The organism is Flavobacterium enshiense (assembly GCF_022836875.1).
Taxonomy (GTDB): domain Bacteria; phylum Bacteroidota; class Bacteroidia; order Flavobacteriales; family Flavobacteriaceae; genus Flavobacterium; species Flavobacterium enshiense_A.
Genome location: NZ_CP090376.1, coordinates 1,601,183 through 1,620,198, shown reverse-complemented (window position 1 = coordinate 1,620,198; position 19,016 = coordinate 1,601,183). Strand labels below are relative to the sequence as shown.

The 19,016-nt window shown below is 39.6% G+C and carries 11 protein-coding genes; 4 read left to right on the top strand and 7 right to left on the bottom strand.

All coding sequences use genetic code 11. The features are described from left to right. Positions 1-87: 87 nt before the first annotated feature. Entirely contained in the window at positions 88-1,173 is a 1,086-nt protein-coding gene (gene meaB / locus LZF87_RS07220; protein ID WP_244343674.1) for a methylmalonyl Co-A mutase-associated GTPase MeaB, read from the top strand. Positions 1,174-1,361: 188 nt separating this feature from the next. Here the strand turns inward: meaB and LZF87_RS07215 are convergent, their stop codons facing one another. The 3 genes from LZF87_RS07215 to LZF87_RS07205 all read right to left on the bottom strand — a co-directional run bounded on the left by LZF87_RS07215 (position 1,362) and on the right by LZF87_RS07205 (position 6,634). Then, positions 1,362-1,589 carry a hypothetical protein gene (locus LZF87_RS07215; protein WP_023574249.1) on the bottom strand — a complete coding sequence of 76 codons (228 nt, stop codon included), beginning with the start codon at positions 1,587-1,589 and terminating at the stop codon, positions 1,362-1,364. Positions 1,590-1,713: 124 nt separating this feature from the next. Further along, positions 1,714-4,815 carry an SBBP repeat-containing protein gene (locus LZF87_RS07210; protein WP_244343667.1) on the bottom strand — a complete coding sequence of 1,034 codons (3,102 nt, stop codon included), beginning with the start codon at positions 4,813-4,815 and terminating at the stop codon, positions 1,714-1,716. Positions 4,816-5,257: 442 nt separating this feature from the next. Continuing rightward, the gene (locus LZF87_RS07205) at positions 5,258-6,634 is read right to left on the bottom strand and encodes an MATE family efflux transporter (RefSeq protein WP_244343656.1); all 1,377 of its coding nucleotides are present in this window, start codon (positions 6,632-6,634) and stop codon (positions 5,258-5,260) included. Positions 6,635-6,852: 218 nt separating this feature from the next. Here LZF87_RS07205 and LZF87_RS07200 point away from each other — a divergent pair, with 218 nt between their 5' ends. Continuing rightward, positions 6,853-7,419: a hypothetical protein gene (locus tag LZF87_RS07200; RefSeq protein WP_244343654.1), complete on the top strand. Its 567-nt coding sequence runs from the start codon at positions 6,853-6,855 to the stop codon at positions 7,417-7,419. Positions 7,420-7,429: 10 nt separating this feature from the next. On the opposite strand, the gene LZF87_RS07195 is transcribed toward LZF87_RS07200, so the two are convergent. Continuing rightward, positions 7,430-8,305, bottom strand: coding sequence for a PPK2 family polyphosphate kinase (locus tag LZF87_RS07195; protein WP_244343755.1), 876 nt, complete (start codon positions 8,303-8,305; stop codon positions 7,430-7,432). A 158-nt stretch (positions 8,306-8,463) separates the two neighbouring features. Between LZF87_RS07195 and LZF87_RS07190 the strand changes: the two genes are divergently transcribed. After that, entirely contained in the window at positions 8,464-9,300 is an 837-nt protein-coding gene (locus LZF87_RS07190; RefSeq protein ID WP_244343652.1) for a DUF6929 family protein, read from the top strand. 175 nt (positions 9,301-9,475) lie between these two features. Next, positions 9,476-9,964: a YybH family protein gene (locus LZF87_RS07185; RefSeq protein WP_244343650.1), complete on the top strand. Its 489-nt coding sequence runs from the start codon at positions 9,476-9,478 to the stop codon at positions 9,962-9,964. A gap of 82 nt (positions 9,965-10,046) precedes the next feature. Here LZF87_RS07185 and LZF87_RS07180 read toward each other — a convergent pair whose 3' ends face one another. The 3 genes from LZF87_RS07180 to LZF87_RS07170 form a co-directional block, all read right to left on the bottom strand. Further along, the gene (locus LZF87_RS07180; protein ID WP_244343648.1) at positions 10,047-11,267 is read right to left on the bottom strand and encodes a hypothetical protein; all 1,221 of its coding nucleotides are present in this window, start codon (positions 11,265-11,267) and stop codon (positions 10,047-10,049) included. A 265-nt stretch (positions 11,268-11,532) separates the two neighbouring features. After that, entirely contained in the window at positions 11,533-15,015 is a 3,483-nt protein-coding gene (locus LZF87_RS07175) for a T9SS type A sorting domain-containing protein (protein WP_244343646.1), read from the bottom strand. Between the two features lie 320 nt (positions 15,016-15,335). Next, on the bottom strand, positions 15,336-18,827 hold the full coding sequence (locus tag LZF87_RS07170) for a T9SS type A sorting domain-containing protein (RefSeq protein ID WP_244343644.1): 3,492 nt from the start codon (positions 18,825-18,827) through the stop codon (positions 15,336-15,338). Positions 18,828-19,016: the final 189 nt, after the last annotated feature.

The following is a 19,016-nucleotide window of genomic DNA, read 5'->3' as shown; positions in this document are numbered from 1 at the left end:
TCTTTGGATCTGAAAAGTAATAGAATCTTCAAATATCCTTGAACGCTGTGTCCTTTTTCCTTATTTTTACTGCTCTAATTCATTCTTGTGGCACTTAAAAAAACACATCCTTCGGCTTTAAAAGAAAATGACGGCATTGAACAGCCGGACAGCATTAGTTCAGCTTCTGTGGAGCATATACAGCAATTCCGCAGAAAACAACCGTCTGCCGATGAATTAGTGGCCAATATCCTGAAGGGGGACAAAGTTGCCTTGAGCCGTGCCATTACTTTGGTGGAAAGCACAAGTTCAACTCATCTGGAGAAAGCCAATGAAGTCATCAAAGGCTGCTTGCCGCACGCAAACAATTCGCTCCGAATTGGTATTACGGGTGTTCCCGGCGTTGGAAAAAGCACTTTTATAGAAGCTTTCGGAAAATACCTGACTTCAATTGGGAAGAAAGTTGCGGTTTTAGCGGTCGACCCGAGCAGTTCTATTTCGCACGGAAGTATTTTGGGGGACAAAACCCGAATGGAAGAATTGGTTAGAGACGAAAATGCTTATATCCGTCCGAGTGCTTCAGGTGAAAGTTTGGGAGGTGTGGCAAGAAAAACACGTGAAGCGATTATCCTTTGTGAGGCTTGCGGATTTGATACGATACTGATTGAAACCGTTGGCGTGGGTCAGAGTGAAACTGCCGTTCACAGCATGGTCGATTTCTTTTTATTGCTGAATCTGGCCGGAGCCGGAGATGAATTACAGGGAATCAAACGCGGAATCATGGAAATGGCCGATGCCATCGTAATCAACAAAGCCGATGGCGATAATGTAAAACGTGCCCGATTGGCCAAAGTCGATTTTAATCGTGCGTTACACTTGTTCCCACTAAAAAGTTCAGGCTGGTCTCCAAAGGCAAACACCTGCAGTGCACTGACGAACGAAGGCATTTCAGATGTTTGGGAAACGATTACCGACTATTTCACACTTACCAAAGAAAACGGTTTCTTCGACAAAAAACGTAAGGAACAGAGTCAGTACTGGATGCTGGAAACCATCAACGAGCAATTAAAACTGAATTTCTACAACCATCCTGAAATCCAGAAACTGCTGGAGGAAAATAAAAAAGCGGTGCAAAACAATGAAATATCACCGTTTGCAGCCGCTCAGTTGCTTTTGAATTCCTATTTTAAATAATTGAAATTTGTTTTACTAAAGCAGAAACACTATTTTATGTCATTCCGACGAAGGAGGACTCGAGAGCTTGCTCGACTGGCGAAGCAATCTCATAAACTGAACTTCTGAATAAGATTCCTCCTTCGTCGGAATGACAAACAGGCAACATATTCACTGCCTTCTTTTATCTGCTTTCTGCTTCCTGAAAACTACTCCTCGTAACGTTTCATTTCCCTGTCATAGAACTCGCCTGCGTGGTTGATTAGTCTTTCCATTTCCGCTTCGATTTCTTCCTCTTCTTCTTCGTCCAATTCTTCTAAAAACTCAATTTCATCGTCCTTAAGGTTTATGATGAATCGTGGGTAATCCAAGTGAATGATGAAGATATCGTCCGGAAAATCGGTGTTGTCTGCTAAAACGAATTTTGGTAATTCCATATATTTTGAATTTGATTATTTGTTGATTTGTCTATTCGTAGAGCAAAGAAACGAATAAATTTGGCATAAAAAAACCGCCTGAATCATCAGACGGTTTTTGAATTAAATTTTATGATTATCAATATTATTTTTTAATCACTTTAATTGCTTTAACAGCATCATCAGCAACAACCTTAACTAAATACATTCCTTCGTTCAAACCAGACATATCAATAGAAGCCGATATCGCGTTTACAGTCTTAACCAAAACTCTTTGGCCCGTAATACTGTAAACCTCAACAGTAGAAATTGTTTGCTCGTTCTCAATATTCATTATATCTGTAACCGGGTTCGGATATAATTTCAGGTTATTTAAAACAAAGTCATTTACTCCCATTGTAGTGCCTGTTTCGTTATAACGAGCCACAAAAATAGCTTTATTATGCAGCGTTGTTAAATTATAAGTAGATACAGAAGGATCAAAATCGGCGGTATTTTGAAAAGAACCTGTGATATAAATGTTTCCTACGCCGTCGATAGCCAGAGAATAACCAATATCTTCACCATACCCTCCCATTGATTTTGCATACACATAATTCCCCGAACCATCGTATTTTGCGATAAAAATTTCAGCCCACCCTGAACCCTTCAGGTTAGCCACACCAGCAGAAGGATCAAAATCAACAGTACCCGCAAAAGAACCCGTCAGATAAGCATTCCCACTACCGTCTACCGCAATATCCCTACTGTCGACACCATATGTTCCCCCTATCTTTTTTGCATACACATAATTCCCCGAAGAATCGTATTTCGCAAGAAAAACATCAGAATATCCGCCGGTACTAGTCAAGTTAGCCACGCCAGCAGAAGGGTCAAAATCGGCCTCCCCTCGAAAAAATCCTGTAACATATGTATTTCCGTTGCCATCTACCGCTATACCACGACCTAGCTCAGAAGATGTCCCTCCAATGGAAATCGCATAAACATAATTGCCCGAAGTATCGTATTTCGCCAGGAAAGCATCTTGATCTCCAGCGCTGACAAGGTTCGCCACACCTGCAGATGGGTCAAAATCTACAGTATTTTGAAAATATCCTGTAATATATGCATTTCCGCCGGTGTCTATCGCAATATCATGACTCTCGTCAGAAGATGCTCCACCAATTTTTTTCGCATACACATAATTGCCCGAACTATCATATTTCGCCAGGAAAATATCACGCTGTCCGGCACTGCTCAGGTTAGCCACACCAGCAGAAGGGTCAAAGTCAGCAGTACCACTAAAAAAACCTGTCACATAAGCATTTCCGCTTGCGTCTACCACTATACAACGATCTTCGTCATGATCTGCTCCCCCAAGCTTTTTCGCATACACATAATTCCCCGAAACATCGTATTTCGCCAGGAAAATATCACCCTGTCCGGAACTGCTCAGGTTAGCCACACCAGCAGATGGGTCAAAATCAGTTGTGCTAGCGAAATTTCCCGTAATATATATATTCCCACTGCCATCTATGGCAATACTATTTCCAAACTGTTGACCCGAACCACCAAAAGATTTTGCAAACACATAATTACCCGAAGCATCATATTTTGCAAAGAAAATATCATACATACCGTCAAAACTTACAAGGTTTGCCACCTCACCAGATGGGTCAAAATCAACAGTCCCTGTAAAAATTCCCACTACATAGGTATTACCTAAAGCATCTCGGGTTATACCATGCCCTTCAGCGTAATCAGGTAAACTATCATAGCCTCCCAAACTTTTGGCCCATATATAATTCCCGGTACTGCTATATTTTCCAATAAAACAATTATCCTGGCCCCCACCGGATATCAGGTTTGCTGTCGCTGCAGAAGGGTCAAAATCAGCAATATAGCAGAACCCACCCGTTACATAAGCATTACCGCTGCCGTCTACCGCTATACCACTACCATTGTCATGCTGTAATCCTCCCAAGGCATTCGCATACATATAATTACCCGCAGCATCAAATTTCGCCAGGAAAATATCATTCCATCCGGCACTTCTCAGGTTAGCCACACCAGCAGATGGGTCAAAATCTACGGTATACTGAAAACCACCTGTAATATAAGCATTTCCACTGCCATCTACCACTACACAGCTACCCCAGTCAGATCCTTCATCCCCAAAGGATTTCGCATACACATAATTGCCCGAGGCATTGTATTTCGCCAGGAAAATATCGTCACTCCCTCCGACACTAATCAAGTTGGCGACACCTGCAGATGGGTCAAAATCAACGGTTTCAGAAAAACTACCTGTTATGTAAGCATTTCCGTTGGTGTCTACCGCTATACCACCCCCTCCGTCAAAATCTGCCCCCCCTAAGGATTTAGCATACACATAATTACCCGAACTATTGTATTTCGCAAAGAAAATATCCTTATATCCGGCACTAGTCAGGTTTGCCACACCCGCAGATGGGTCGAAATCAACGGTTTCAAAAAAAGATCCTGTAATATAAGCATTGCCACTGCCGTCTACCACTATACCGCTACCTGAGTCAGAAGATGCCCCCCCTAAGGATTTCGCATACAAATAATTGCCCGAACTATTGTATTTCGCCAGGAAAATATCCTCAATCCCGGCACTGCTCAGGTTAGCCACACCAGCAGAAGGGTCAAAATCAACGGTGTCAGAAAAATATCCCGTTACATAAGCATTCCCGTTGCCGTCTACCGCAATAGCCGTACCTACGTCATCACTTGTTCCCCCAATCTTTTTAGCATACACATAATTGCCCGAAGCATTATATTTCGCAAGGAAAATGTCATTACTACCTCCGGCACTAATCAAATTAGCCACGCCCGCAGAAGGGTCAAAATCAGCGGTTCCAGAAAAATATCCCGTAATATATACATTCCCGCTGACGTCTACTGCAAGACCAGCAGACTGATCCCAAAAAAATCCTCCTAAGGCTTTCGCATACACGTAATTCCCAGAGGCATCGTACTTCGCCAGGAAAATATCCCAAGCCCCGGCACTAGTCAAGTTAGCTACACCTGCAGATGGATCAAAATCGGCAGTATTTTGAAAACTCCCCGTAACATAGGTATTTCCCGAAGCGTCTCTTTTGATATCGGACCCATAAATTGCTCCTCCGCAAATATTGTTATGGCGCAAAGCATTTGCCCAATTAAGCAACAAATCGTTTTGCCCCCAGGCAGCAGGCAGGCAGCCTAAAATAAGAAGCAGTATAAAGTAATATTGTTTATTCATCTTCCAAAATAATTTAATCGCATAAAAATAATACTTTTTTTTCTTACATATTAAACTATTCAAAAACAACTGTTAATCATTGTATTCTTATTTACTGGAAAGTAATAGCGATTGGTTAACCGCAAAGAAAGCTAACAAAACTTCATCCATAATAATTGAAGTTTTGTTTATAGAAATATTTTAAAAATATAATGATTTATATAATAGTTTGGAGGTTGTTGTGCCTGTTATTTTGATGTTGCTAAAAGGCACGGATTGCACCGATGCTTTAGCCGAACTAACGAGGTAAATCCTTACTGTCGATTGGTTTCTAGCTCGCACAAAATTTCATTTGTGGCATTTTATTCGTGGCGAAAATTTTGCCACAGAAATTTTGCCACAGAAATGCGGCAACAATTTACATCTGATCTTTTTGCCACAACTCTGGTAGAGGAGTTAAAAATTATGAGTTGCGAACAATCAACTTATTGCTTAAATGATTGAAGCGTAGATACAAAAATATTGCAGCTGCAGTTAGTCCGGCTAAAAGTCCGATCCAGATTCCCACCGCTTTCAGGTCGGTGTATAGTCCCAGATAAATCGAAATCGGAAACCCGATAAGCCAGTATGAAACAAATGTCATATACATCGGGATTTTCACATCCTGCAAGCCGCGAAGCGCTCCTAAAACCACAACTTGGATACCATCTGAAATCTGGAAAATAGCTGCTATAATGATTAATTGAGACGCGATTGAAATCACTTCGGCATTGTCTTTCAAATGTGCCATATTCTCGGCATTCATAAACATCTCCGGCAAGTAACTATGGAAAATCACGAATACCAAAGCGAAAAACACCTGAACAATAAGAGCCAGCAACAATATGGAACGCGCCACGATTCGCAGCCCTTCAAAATCCTGCGCCCCTTTAAAATTGCCCACACGTACCATCCCCGCAACGCCGAATCCGGACACGAACATAAAGGTAAATGTAGCCAAGCTCAATGCAATCTGATTGGCCGCCTGACTGGTTGTACCGACTACTCCGGAAAGCCATACAGCACCTGTGAACAAGGCTACTTCAAAAAACATCTGCATGGCAGAAGGTAAACCAAGGTTCACAATTTTCTTCACGATATCTTTCCTGTATTCACTGAATGAAAACTGCTCAAAATAAGTCTGAAAACGTTCTTTATGTTTTAAGGACAAGTGTATGAAAATCAGCATCACAAAACGGGAAATCACAGTCCCGTAAGCCGCGCCCAGCATTCCCATTTTCGGGAAGAACCAAAGTCCGTAAATAAGTACGATATTTAATAATATGTGAACGATGTTACAAAGCAGGTTCGCCCACATGGCCACTTTCGTCTCCGATTTACCGTCTGCGAATTGTTTGTATCCCTGGAACATGATTAAGGGAATCAATGAAAAGGCCACTACATCCAAAAACGGCTTGGCCATCTCTACAACCGCTTCCGGCTGACCCATATAAACAATCAGCGGTTTTGAAAAATAGATTATCGAGAACAACGCAATTCCCAAAATGGTACATAACACCAATCCATGATGGAAAATGGTGCGCTCTTTCTCTACGTTTTTTTCCCCGTCGGCTTCGGCAACCAAAGGTGTAATCGCTGTAGAAAACCCTATTCCGATCGACATGGCTATGAATACGAAACTGTTTGCCAAAGAAGCAGCTGCCAATTCAGTCGGACCTAATTTTCCAACCATGATGTTATCGACAATCCCCACTAAGGTATGCCCCAACATTCCGAGGATAATCGGATAGGCTAATTTTAAATTATTGGAGAACTCTTTGGTGTATACAGACAAACGCATTTTTTAAATTTTGCGCAAAGGTAATCACTAGATTTTCAGAAAATGTTATTAAAAATTAAAAAATCCATCCAATTTTGATTTTTACGTAAAAATTTAAAAGTCAAAACAATACACACTCCCAGCAGTAAACCTTAAGAAACTTTAACACTTCACTACAAACTAAAAAACCGATTTTTCTGTTCTCATACTGAAAAACTAACCCAAAATGTATTTTTAGCATGAGAACGATCCCCAAAATCTCAAGTCTGTTTGCTGTTGTGGCTGCAGTATTATTCACCATCGAAACCAAGGCACAAGCACAAGAGGAACAGCCTCTGAAACCAGAATACCTCCGTCACTGGCGTATCGGGTACGGACTCAACTTAGGCATCCCTTTCAACAATGATTACAATTTCACTTTAGGAGCCGATGCCCGTTTGCAGTATGATATCACTACCAAAACCTCTTTGGCCTTTACCACAGGGTATACCCATTTATTCAGCCCAGATAAAGATTCCGGGTTTATCCCTGCGAAATTAGGCTTTAAGTCCTTTTTAGGTAACCAGTATTATGTATTGGGGGAAGCCGGGGCGGCTTTCGGAGTCACCAAAGAACTGGGAAATTCTTTTTTATGGGCACCGGGAGTTGGAATAGCGACCAAACATATCGATATCAGTCTGCGTTATGAAAACTATTCAGGTTTTGACATGGGACAGATTTCACTGCGTCTGGCATACGGTTTCAGTTCTAAAAAAATCAACAACTATCAAAACAGCAAGTTGAAAAACAAAAAAACGCCGCGATAGGCGTTTTTTTTTATTTCTTTAACTGCTCTCTGTATAAAGCAAAATTAGCTTTCACTTTTTCGTCCAATTCCGGTTCTTTAATATCCTTATATTGTTTCATTTCTTCCCAGATGATTTTAGCCACCATATAACGGGCCATTTCCTTGTCATCGGCCGGAATCACATACCAAGGCGCATGCGGTTTTGAGGTTTTGTTGATGGCTTCTTCATAAAACTTCATATAATCATCCCAACGTTCGCGTTCTTTCAGGTCTCCGGGAGAAAACTTCCAATGATGCTCCTCTTCTTCCAATCTTCGCAACAGGCGTTTGCGCTGCTCTTTCTTGCTCATATGAAAATAGAACTTCAATATGATGGTTCCGTTTTGTGTGATGTGTTTTTCAAAATTATTGATTTGCTCAAAGCGGTTTTCCCAAAAATCAGCAGGAATATCTTCTACTTTTTCGATTCCGGGCAGGTTTTCGTTTAAAATATATTCCGGATGCACACGGGTAACCAATACGTTTTCGTAATGTGTACGGTTGAATACAGCAAACTTCCCTTTTTCGGGTAAAGCCAAATAATGGCGCCATAGATAATCATGTTCCAGTTCGGTAGAATTTGGTGTTTTAAAACTGTGTACCACCACGCCTCGCGGATTGAACTCTTTAAAAACCTCCCGAATCAGACTGTCTTTCCCTGAGGTATCCATTCCTTGAAGGCAGATTAAAACTCCATACCTGTTGTGGGCATACATCGCGTCCTGCAGTTCGCTCAGCTTTGCCTGAACCTTGTCGAGTTTCTCTTCTTTTTCGTCGTCATCTAGGTGGGTTTGCAATACCGTTGGAAAATCATTGATATAAAAAGGAACGGTAATTTTAAAATTGTCGGGATTAAATACTGCCATCTTTTTCAGTTTATATTCGTAAATATAAGTATTTTTAGAAGCTTTTTCCCGCTGTGCGCTGTATCTTTTTCCGATGGCTTCGAGACCCTCAGCCACCGGAAAAAGGATTTCGTTGCTCCGATAGCTATCGGGACGGGGCTAAACCAAAAAAACAAGACATGCATAAATTCACCTTAGAAATACTGTTTCAAATTGTTGGGATTGGCTCGGCCTCCGGACTTATCTTTAATAACAACCAATTGTACATTATTGGCGACAACAGCAATTATCTGTATGAATATGCAATAGGAACCCAAGAATTAAAGCGATATCCGCTAGCTGAAAATCCTTCGGAAAACATCCCAAAAGCAAACAAACCCGATTTTGAAGCGGTAACCGAATACGATGGGAAATTATATGTGTTCGGTTCCGGATCTACCGAAAACCGAAATAAAATGGTAACCCTTGATTCCAAATCCAAGGAAATCATCGCGACCTCCGACTTGAACGATTTGAATCTCGCCATGCAATCGTTTGCCGGACTACCTCAAAATGACCTTAATATCGAAGGCGCGGTTTATAATGGAACCGAGTGGTTTTTCTTTAATCGCGGCAATGGGGCCAGTGGAAAAAACATTGTTTTCACAGTCCAAGGAAAAAATCTCACTGAAGAGTTCAATATCATTTCCACAGAATTCAAACTCCCTAAAATAAAAGGCATCCGTTCCAGTTTTACCGATGCGGTTTTGGTGAAAAATAAAATTTACTTTCTGGCCACCGCCGAAAACACGACTTCAACGTACAATGACGGAGAGGTCTTGGGCAGTTTTATCGGCTGCATCGATCTTGAAAAAATGAAGATTGATTTTACTCAAAAAATCACAGATACAATTAAATTGGAAGGACTGACATTGTACAGAGAAACAGAGAAAGAAATCACTTTTCTGCTATGTGAAGATAACGACACCTCCAAATTAAAAACCGCGGTTCACAAGCTCGTTCTGACAAAAAAATAAGAAGCTTCTTTTCTCTTCATTAAAACTAAAAAGTCTCGCCTATCCTTACGATCTATGCGTTTTATAAGCAATACGGAATTTTCTGTTTTGCACAAGATAATATTTTTCCTAACAAATTACCTGATATTCAATTTTTTATAGTAATTTTAAGTATGTGTTTTTAAATCTTTACTCTATGAAAAATATGACCATTAAAGGAGTGTTATTAGGAAGTATGCTAACCTTACTGTTTTCCTGCAATAACAAGAAAGAAGAAACCGCGGCGCCGGTGGTAGACAAAGAACAAATAAAAAAAGAAATACAGGCGAAGGAAGATGAATTTGCCGCAACGTATAATGCCGGAGAATTAAAAGACATTGGCTATTATGCAGACGATGCGACGACTTTCTTTCAAAACAGACCTCCTTTAGTAGGCAAACCGGCCATCATAGAATTTTTAAAATCCGATTTAAATGGAGGTTCCAAAAACAAAATCTCATTTCAGACCAACGATGTTTTTGTGTCAAACGACGGAAATCAAGTTGTAGAAGTAGGCTCTTATAAAGTAGTTGACTCCACCAACACTACCGTTAACAGCGGAAATTACATGAGTCTTTTTGAAAAGAGAGACGGCAAATATGTGTGTGTTAGAGACATGAGCGCTTCTGATATGCCTCTGCGATAAAAGTTTCGAAATGATATAAAAAAGAGTGGGAGAACAGCTGTTCTCCCACTTTGTTTTTATTGCCATTACAAATTCCTGCGAATTATCTTCTTCGGCCGCCGCCACCGCCGCCGCCTCGCATTCCACCGCCGCCGCCGCCGTAGCCTCCACCTCCTCCGTAGCTGCCACTGCTTCTGGTACGGCCTGAGCTCATTGAACTAGAACTCGTAGATGGACGTGATGACGATCCGGAGTAGCCTGAAGAGGGACGTGTAGATGCTGAAGTTCCCATGGATGAGCGGTCTGATGTTCCTGCAGATGGGCGTGTTGACGCAGCATTCCCTGTTGACGGACGATTAGAAGTTCCGGCTGATGGACGATTTCCGCCTCGATCAGAAGTTCCGGCTGAAGGACGATTACCACCTCGATCGGAAGTCCCTGCAGAAGGGCGGTTGCCACCTCGGTCGGAAGTCCCTGCAGAAGGGCGATTGGAACTCCTGTCGCCAACACTGGAGTTGTTTCGGTAACTTCCATCACGGTTGTATTGGTTTACAGTATTGGAACGGTTTCGGTTACTATTATAGTTATTGTATGTATTATGATTGTGCACCACGGTTGTATTGTGATAGTGCCCGCCATGGTGGTGATAATAATGATTACTGGCATAAATCCCCCATGCCATTACCGTAAACGCTGCGAAATACGGAGGGTAATATCCGTAATAATACGGCGGGTAATAAGGCGCATAGGCTGGTGAATACACATATTGCACGATTGGAGTCTGTTCTACGACAACAGTGGTTGTTGACTGCTGGGTCTGCTGAGTCTGCTGAGGTTCTTTTGTAGACGGCTCTGCCCCGGTGTAGCCGGGATTGGGAGTTTCTTTACTTCCCTTCGGTTCAACAATATAATCCTTTCCATACAAATCCTCATCACCGACTATCTGCATTGTAACTTTTCCATTTTTATCTTTATCCAATAAGATTGCAGCCACGTCCTGCGTTTCGTTTTCTTTGACATCGACCTGCAGAACGAACGTAAAGTTATCCCCGTCTTTCTTAGTAGTCACTTTAATAAAATCGACTTTCTTGTCGTTGTTCAGGTCCAGATTATTGACTTTTTTTTCTGAATCGTTCAGTGATTTTTCAAAGGCCTCGATGGTTTTTGATTTTTGGAAAACATCCAAAACCGCATACAAATCCAAACCATCCCCCGGCAATCCTAAACTTTCAGGTTCCTGACCTTTTTTCTTGTCTTGCGAATAAACGGACACACTCAGAATACTGACCACAAAAAGGATGACTATTTTTATCTTGTTTCTCATAAAACTATAATCTTTTAATTACAACATATTTAACTAAAGTTACAAAAAAAACTTTAAACACACTGAAAAACAAATAGTTATTACTCTTATTTTCCTACAAACTTTATTTTTTATCGTTTAAAAACATTTTCCTTTTCAAAAACCATACTTTATGGTGTTGTCTACTTTTGAATATTTGACAGTCAAAAAAATGGGACATATATAAAAGAAAACCCCCAGACAATACATGATTGCCTGGGGGTTTCAGCGTTGTGTGTAAAGGTAATTAGTTCACGATTAATTTCTTAACTTCAACTTGTTTTCCTTTTTGGATTTTAACCATATAAACACCAGTTCTTAAGTTGTTTTGGTTAAACTCAACCATATTATTATCGGCTGTTCTTTCTGCAACAACTTTTCCTAAAATATCGTAAACAACAATTTCAGATCCCATCAAATCGTCACCTTCCACTGTAAAGTGTCCTTTAGATGGATTTGGATAAACGTTGATTACTTTTTTAGAAATAATATCATCAGTAGAAAGTAATGTATTCACAGAGAAACTATAGTCAACTCCACCTCCAAAATCAGGATTCAATGTTTTAATAACATTGTCGGATGCATCCAGGATCTTAAGCGAACCAGTTCCTTGAGCACTAGAAAAATAACTATACAAACCGTCATTTTGGGAATCATTTACTCTCAAATGATAGCAGCTATTCGGAGTCTGAGCTAATTGATACGTGAACGTATGAATTGTATTTGCATCACTAAACGTTTGTGTATCTAATTCAAATCCATTAGCATCATACAATGTAAAACTGTTTTGAGTCGGATAATTGTTTGTTCTTAACTGAACTTTAAACGTCGATGGCATAACATTCGGCAAGCTGAATGTAGAAACCGACTTGTTATTGTTAGCATAACCATCAGCAGCACCATTAGCCGTATTTATTTTCACATTAAACTTATTATTTGAACTGCTAACCCCAACCTTCCACAAGTTATTTACCGGTAAAAGAATATCCGTTGTTGCCATTGAAGCTATTGCCCCTGTCCATGTGTACGTTTGATGCGTACTTGCGTTATTAATCCAATACTCTAATACAATTGATGTTAGGGTATTTGCACCTGTATTTCTGATGGTGACGATTGGTCTTTCACACATTGGGTTAAGTCTGGTGAATTCAGCATTAGCATTATTTGGCGCTTTAATTTGTTCGATTGCTGCATCCACCGTAAAGTTAGGCGCTCCATATCCAACAACCTGATGAGTAGCAATATACTCATAAGCACCAGAAGGTTTCGCAGGACTTGAAGTTCTGTAGTCCATCGCAACAGTGCTTCCTGGAGTAACATTTGGTGTCAAATTATGCTCTTTCATCAACGTTCTTTGACCCGGACACCATCCTTGTCTGTCAAAAATCCATGATCCTCCCTGAGGGTAAATAGGATTTTCAGAACATTCTTGCGAAATTACCCAATTATATTTCTCCACGTTATTCAATAAAATCTTGTGATTAACCTGTCCTCCATTTTGCTGGAACTCACCATCACTACCGTGTCCTGTAATTGAAGACTTTAATTTGAACGAAGTAGCCGATGGATTGAATGAAAAGTTATTTGTTGTGAATTTTGAACCATTAATGATATTAGCAATACTAACATTCCCCATACGGAAATGTCCTTGCCATACCTGATCGTATTGTATTACATTTCTTGGAGGTGTTCCTACGATAAATAAAAATTCCAAATCCATTTCTTCTTGCCACTTACCTCCGTTAACTACCAATCGTTTGTTACCTTTAAGTAATTTCACATAATCAGACATGTCAAAGTACCATGTTTTTCCGTTAGGACCTAAATCCAATCCGTTACCATAAGGTGAAACAAACGACATTATTTCATTATAGTAAGGATATCTCTTGTAATAATCCAAATCTACAATCGATAAAGTACCTTCCGGCGTCACAGGAAGTGTGCTTAGCAAGGCGCCTGTATCTCCATTATATACGTTTTCTGGAGTTGTATCAAACATGAAAGTAGTAGACACTGTATTTATAACGTCATTTTTCATAGGCACTACACCTTCCATAGAAGTGATCGAGTGGTTTTTAACCGTTTTTTTGCTTCGCGGATTAGAAAAACGAGTTACCACATTCGTAACCGTTTGGTTATATGTTCCACGGTAAAAAGTAATATTTGGTAATACAGAAGATTCTGTAAAAGTTGTTGTTAACTGATCACCTCTTTCGAAATCCCAGCTCAGATTTGCTCCCTGAGAAACTACACCATTCTTAGCGTCGGTTACAGTTTGTCCAGTCTGCTCATCCAGCTTATAATAAGCCACCAGATTAGCATAATCAGGGTGTGTATTATCGATTGTCTTATTTTTCCATGCCAATACAGTTGCTACAGGCAATTCTTTATCCCAAACGGATAATTCCCTGATTCTACCCATATAGTTATTATTATATACAGGAGTATATAATCTACCCAAAACAAAGTTCATGATATTCATCACTTTTGTTTTTCCGGTACCTGTATGCCACAAAGCGCCATTTAAATAAACATTCATTACACCTGTGGTAGCATTTTTTGTAAAAGTCCAATGATTCCAAACATCTTTGATTACACTGGCAGATCCATACGCTTTTTGCAACCTGTCGAAAGTAGTTCCTACATAACCGCAATCAAAATAAACATCCGAATTCCACGGCATGTGAATATTTAACTGTCGCTCATCTGTATTATTATTTGAATACCCGTAAATAATACTGTTACTTACCGGCATAACGCTATCTCCTTTAGTCCAGAAGCTCACAGTAACCTGGCTGTTGATCGTGTTGAAAAATTGCGTACCGATATCAACATACCCACCACCTGAAACATTGATCGCAGAAATATTACTTGCTGCAAGCACTCTGTTTTCAGCATTAGGGAATCCTACGAACTCAATATTGGTTCCGTTAGTCCCATTGGTAAAGGACATCTCAATGATGATGTTACTGGTTCCGTCCCAGTTAAATGGTGTATGAAACTGAATTCTGTTCGCACCGTTTACAAAAGCATAATCTCTGAAAAACACATCGGTAAAACCAGTAAAGCCAACCGCGCTTGCCTGCATGCTTGAAGCAGTGCTGTTTTTCATTTTTATTTTCAGGAATTTCGCCATTCCGCCACTATTTGCTACGTTTAATCTGATGGCATTAATATTACCTGCAGTAAACCCGGCAGTTGTCAATTGAGCAGCTGTAATAAGCATTTGTGATCTTCCACTTTTCAGGTTAGTTTTAACCAAATTTGTCATCGAAACACTACCGCTCCCAACCTGAAATGCATTTTCAGAAGTCGTGGAATTTAACACTACATTTTTCTGAGTAAAATCATAATGATCATACGTTTGTTGAGAAGTGTAAGGGAAAGAAGTCCCAGTAAAGCCCGTAATTGTGTAGTTAGGCTGTTTTGAAAGCGCTTTTTCAACTTTTGCACTATCGGCTATAAATGTATTAACCGAGTAATCCCATTCGCCACAACCGGTAACACCGTCTTCCGCCCCGTATCTTACCGTTGCGTTGCGGCATCTCAAATTGTATTTAAGAATAATCTTTTCAAAAGTTAAACTCGGATTGTTTGGAAAGCCAATCAACGTATCTCTGCTGATACTGTTATGATTAAAGCCTCGTACCCGGATGGTATCCCCGACGCTCTGCGCCGACATCAGATTGGCCTGAATCAGAACAAAGAATAAGAGTAGTAATTTCCTCATAGTTAAATGTATTAATTGGTTTTTTGGTATTTCTTTCCGAAAATAACAAAAAAAGTTACCAAAAATTCAATAAAATAACCGAAAAACTAACATTCTTACATTTTATAACAAAAAAATCACAAAGTGTTTTTTTTGTTATAAAAAATATTAAAACCAACTGTTCTATCCAAATCCAAATGACCTCCCGGCAAGTCCAACTCACCATTACCTTATTCTCTTGTGAATCGATATACTTAAAAACAGAAAAGACTATATTAAAAGAAAAACACCCAAACAATCTAATATCGCTTGGGTGTTTCTTTGTTGAATGATTAAAGAGATTAATTCACGATTAACTTTTTAACTTCAACTTGTTTGCCTTTTTGAATTTTAACCATGTAAATACCCGTTCTTAAGTTGTTTTGATTAAACTCAACAAGATTTTCATCTGCTGTTCTTTCCGCTACTTTTTTTCCTAAAATATCGAAAACAACAATTTCAGACCCCATCAAACCCTCGCCTTCCACTGTAAAGTGTCCGTTGGATGGATTTGGATATACATTGATTTCGTTTTTAACAACAAAATCATCGTTAGAAAGTAGAGTGTTCACAGAGAAACTGTAATCAACTCCACCACCAAAATCAGGATTCAATGTTTTGATAACATTATCTGATGCATCCAAAATTTTGATAGAACCTGTTCCCTGAGAGGCGTTTGCCCACCAAGATAATCCATCTTTAGCAGCATCATTAACTCTCAAATGATAACAACCATTGGCAACCTGAGGCGATTGATACGTGTATGTATGCGTTGTATTTGCAGCACTAAAGGTTTTTGAATCTACCTGTGCTCCAGAAGCATCATATAATGTATAACTGTTGTGGGTAGGATAATTGTTTGTTCTTAACTGTATTTTAAATACTGACGGCATAACATTCGGTAAGCTGAAGTTGGAAACCACCTTGTTATTGTTTGCATAACCATCTGCGCCACCGTTAGCCGTGTTAATTCGTACAGTAAACTTGTTATTTGTACTGTTAACCCCCACGTTCCACAGGTTATTTAACGGTAAAAGAACATCTGTAGTAGCCATTGATGCCAACGAACCTGTCCAAGTGTAGGTTTGGCGTGTACTTGCATTATTGATCCAATACTCGAAAACAACATTAGTTAAGACATTAGCTCCTGTATTTTTAAGCGTAATAATCGGTCTTTCGCACATTGGATTGATTCTTTGAAACTCAGCATTGGCATTGTTAGGCGCTTTAACCTGATCGATGGCAGCATCCAAAGTAAAGTTAGGCGCTCCGTATCCAACAATCTGATGCGTAACAATATAATTGTAAGTACCAGTAGGCTTCAAAGGGTCAGAAGTTTTATAGTCTAATGCCATTGTGCTTCCGGCAGTAACGTTTGGTGTCAAATCCAGTTCTTTCATCATCGTTCTTTGACCCGGACACCATCCCTGTCTGTCGTACACCCATGTCCCTCCTTGAGGGTAAACCGGATTTTCAGAACATGGTTGAGTAATTGTCCAATTGTATTTCTCTACATTATTCACTAAAATCTTGTGATAAACCTGTCCTCCATTTCCTGTACCTGGGAACTCACCCTCATTTCCGTGTCCTGTAATCGAAGATTTCATTTTAAAAGAAGTACCCAGCGGACTGAAAGTATAGTTATTTGTTGTGAATTTTGAACCATTGTTGATATTTGCGATACTCACATTCCCCATACGGTATTGTCCTTGCCATACCTGATCGTACTGCACTACGTTTCTTGGCGGGGTTCCTACGATAAATAAAAACTCCAAATCCATTTCTTCCTGCAAGACACCTCCGTTCGCTACTAATCGTTTATTTCCTTTCAGTAATTGCACATAGTCAGACATGTCAAAGTACCATGTTTTTCCGTTCGGACCAAAATCCAATCCTTTACCATAAGGCGAAACAAACGATACCAGTTCATTATAGTAAGGATATCTTTTATAATAATCCAAATCCACAATAGCAATAGTTCCTTCAGGTGTAATAGGAAGCGTCGTAATCAAACTTCCAGTATCCCCATTGTAAACGTTTTCGGCAGTAGTATCGAACAAGAAAGTTGTAGAGACTGTGTTAACAACATCATTTTTCATCGGCATTACACCTTCCGTAGAAGTGATCGAATAATTTTTAACCGTTCTTTTGCTTCGCGGATTAGAAAAACGAGTTACCACATCGGAAACCGTTTGGCTATAAGATCCACGGTAAAAAGTAATATTAGGCAAAACAGAAGATTCAGTAAAAGTTGTTGTTAACTGATCCCCTCTTTCATAATTCCAAGCCAGATTGGTTCCTGCAGATGTTATGCCATTTTTAGCATCATTTACGATTTGCCCTGTTGCCTCATCCAGTTTGTAATAAGCCACCAAATTGGCATAATCCGGATGTGTGGCATCAATCGTTTTATTTTTCCAATTCAGAATGTTTGCAGCCGAAAGCTCTTTGTTCCATACCGTGAATTCTCTAACATTCCCTTTATAATATTTACTGTCAGGATTCACGCCATCAGCAAGTTTTCCTAAGATTAATTTCAGTAAACTGATAGTTCTCGTTTTTCCTGTACCGGTTTGCCACAAAGCACCATTCAAATAAATATTCATGACACCTGTACTGGCATTTTTAGTAAAAGTCCAATGATTCCAAACTCCTTTAATAACGTTATCAGTACTGAAGGGTTTATTGATTCTATCATATGCACCACTCGCATTTCCGCTATCAAAATAAATATCAGTAGCCCAAGGCATATGTACAGTAACTTGTCGCTGGGTGACATCGGTTGAATAGCCATACACTAAAGTAGTACCCGAAGGAAGATCGCTAGCTCCCTTTACCCAGAAACTCATCGTCATCTGATTATTGATGGAATTAAAAAACTGAGTCGCGACATCGACAAAACCATCTTCAGAAAGATTAACCGAAGCTATATTGCTTGCAGTTAACACTCTGTTTTCCGGATTAGCGAATCCTGAAAATTCAATGTTGTTTCCGTTACCAGGATTTGAAAATGACACTTCAATAATAATATTGCTAGTACCGTTCCAGCTAAATGGCGTGTGGAACTGAATTCTGTTAGCACCGTTCACGAAAGTATAATCTCTGAAAAACACATCAGTAAAACCCGTAAAATCAAGTGCACTGGCTTGCATGCTGGATGCACTGCTGTTTTTGATTTTCAGTTTCAGGAATTTCGCCACTCCACCCGCATTGGATACATTTAGACTGATCGCATTGATATTACCCGCAGAAAATCCGGCAGCTGCCAGTTCCGAAGCTTTAATAAGGATTTGAGATCTTCCGCTTCTTAAACTAGTTTTAACCAAATTTGACATTACAGCACTGCCGTTTCCAACCTGATATGCATTTTCAGAAACAGTGGAATTCAAGACCACATTCTTCTGGGTAAAATCATAATGATCGTAGGTTTGCTGTGATGTATATGGAAAAGAAGTTCCTGTAAAACCGGAAATCGTGTAATTAGGTTGTTTCGAAAGTACTTTCTCAATTTTAGAACTGTCGGCAATAAAAGTATTAACCGAGTAATCCCACTCACCACAACCGGTAACACCATCTTCATTTGTCATCAATACTTGTGCATTCTTGCAACGCAAGTTGTACTTAAGAATGATCTTTTCAAAAGTTAAATTGGGATTGTTCGGAAAGCTAATCAGCTTATCCCTGCTGGTACTGTTGCGAGTAAAGCCCTGTACCCTAATGGTGTCCCCAACACTCTGTGCCGACATCAGATTGACCTGAATCAGAACAAAGGATAAGAGTAGTAATTTCTTCATAAATTAATTTGGTTTTAGTTACTTTTTGAATTTTAATTCAAATTAACAAAATTTATATCCCATAAATTCAACAAATTAACCCAAAAGCAATCATTTTCTCAGTTTATAACAAAAAAACAGCGAAGTGTTTTTTGTTATAAAAAATATTAAAACCAACTGTTTTATCCAAATCCAAATGACCTCCCGACA

Excerpts from the sequence above, each read along its gene's own strand:
- LZF87_RS07215 (WP_023574249.1), bottom strand. The coding sequence starts at position 1,589 with ATGGAATTACCAAAATTCGTTTTAGCAGACAACACCGATTTTCCGGAC.
- LZF87_RS07210 (WP_244343667.1), bottom strand. The coding sequence starts at position 4,815 with ATGAATAAACAATATTACTTTATACTGCTTCTTATTTTAGGCTGCCTG.
- LZF87_RS07205 (WP_244343656.1), bottom strand. The coding sequence starts at position 6,634 with ATGCGTTTGTCTGTATACACCAAAGAGTTCTCCAATAATTTAAAATTA.
- LZF87_RS07200 (WP_244343654.1), top strand. The coding sequence starts at position 6,853 with ATGAGAACGATCCCCAAAATCTCAAGTCTGTTTGCTGTTGTGGCTGCA.
- LZF87_RS07195 (WP_244343755.1), bottom strand. The coding sequence starts at position 8,305 with ATGGCAGTATTTAATCCCGACAATTTTAAAATTACCGTTCCTTTTTAT.
- LZF87_RS07190 (WP_244343652.1), top strand. The coding sequence starts at position 8,464 with ATGCATAAATTCACCTTAGAAATACTGTTTCAAATTGTTGGGATTGGC.
- LZF87_RS07185 (WP_244343650.1), top strand. The coding sequence starts at position 9,476 with ATGAAAAATATGACCATTAAAGGAGTGTTATTAGGAAGTATGCTAACC.
- LZF87_RS07180 (WP_244343648.1), bottom strand. The coding sequence starts at position 11,267 with ATGAGAAACAAGATAAAAATAGTCATCCTTTTTGTGGTCAGTATTCTG.
- LZF87_RS07175 (WP_244343646.1), bottom strand. The coding sequence starts at position 15,015 with ATGAGGAAATTACTACTCTTATTCTTTGTTCTGATTCAGGCCAATCTG.
- LZF87_RS07170 (WP_244343644.1), bottom strand. The coding sequence starts at position 18,827 with ATGAAGAAATTACTACTCTTATCCTTTGTTCTGATTCAGGTCAATCTG.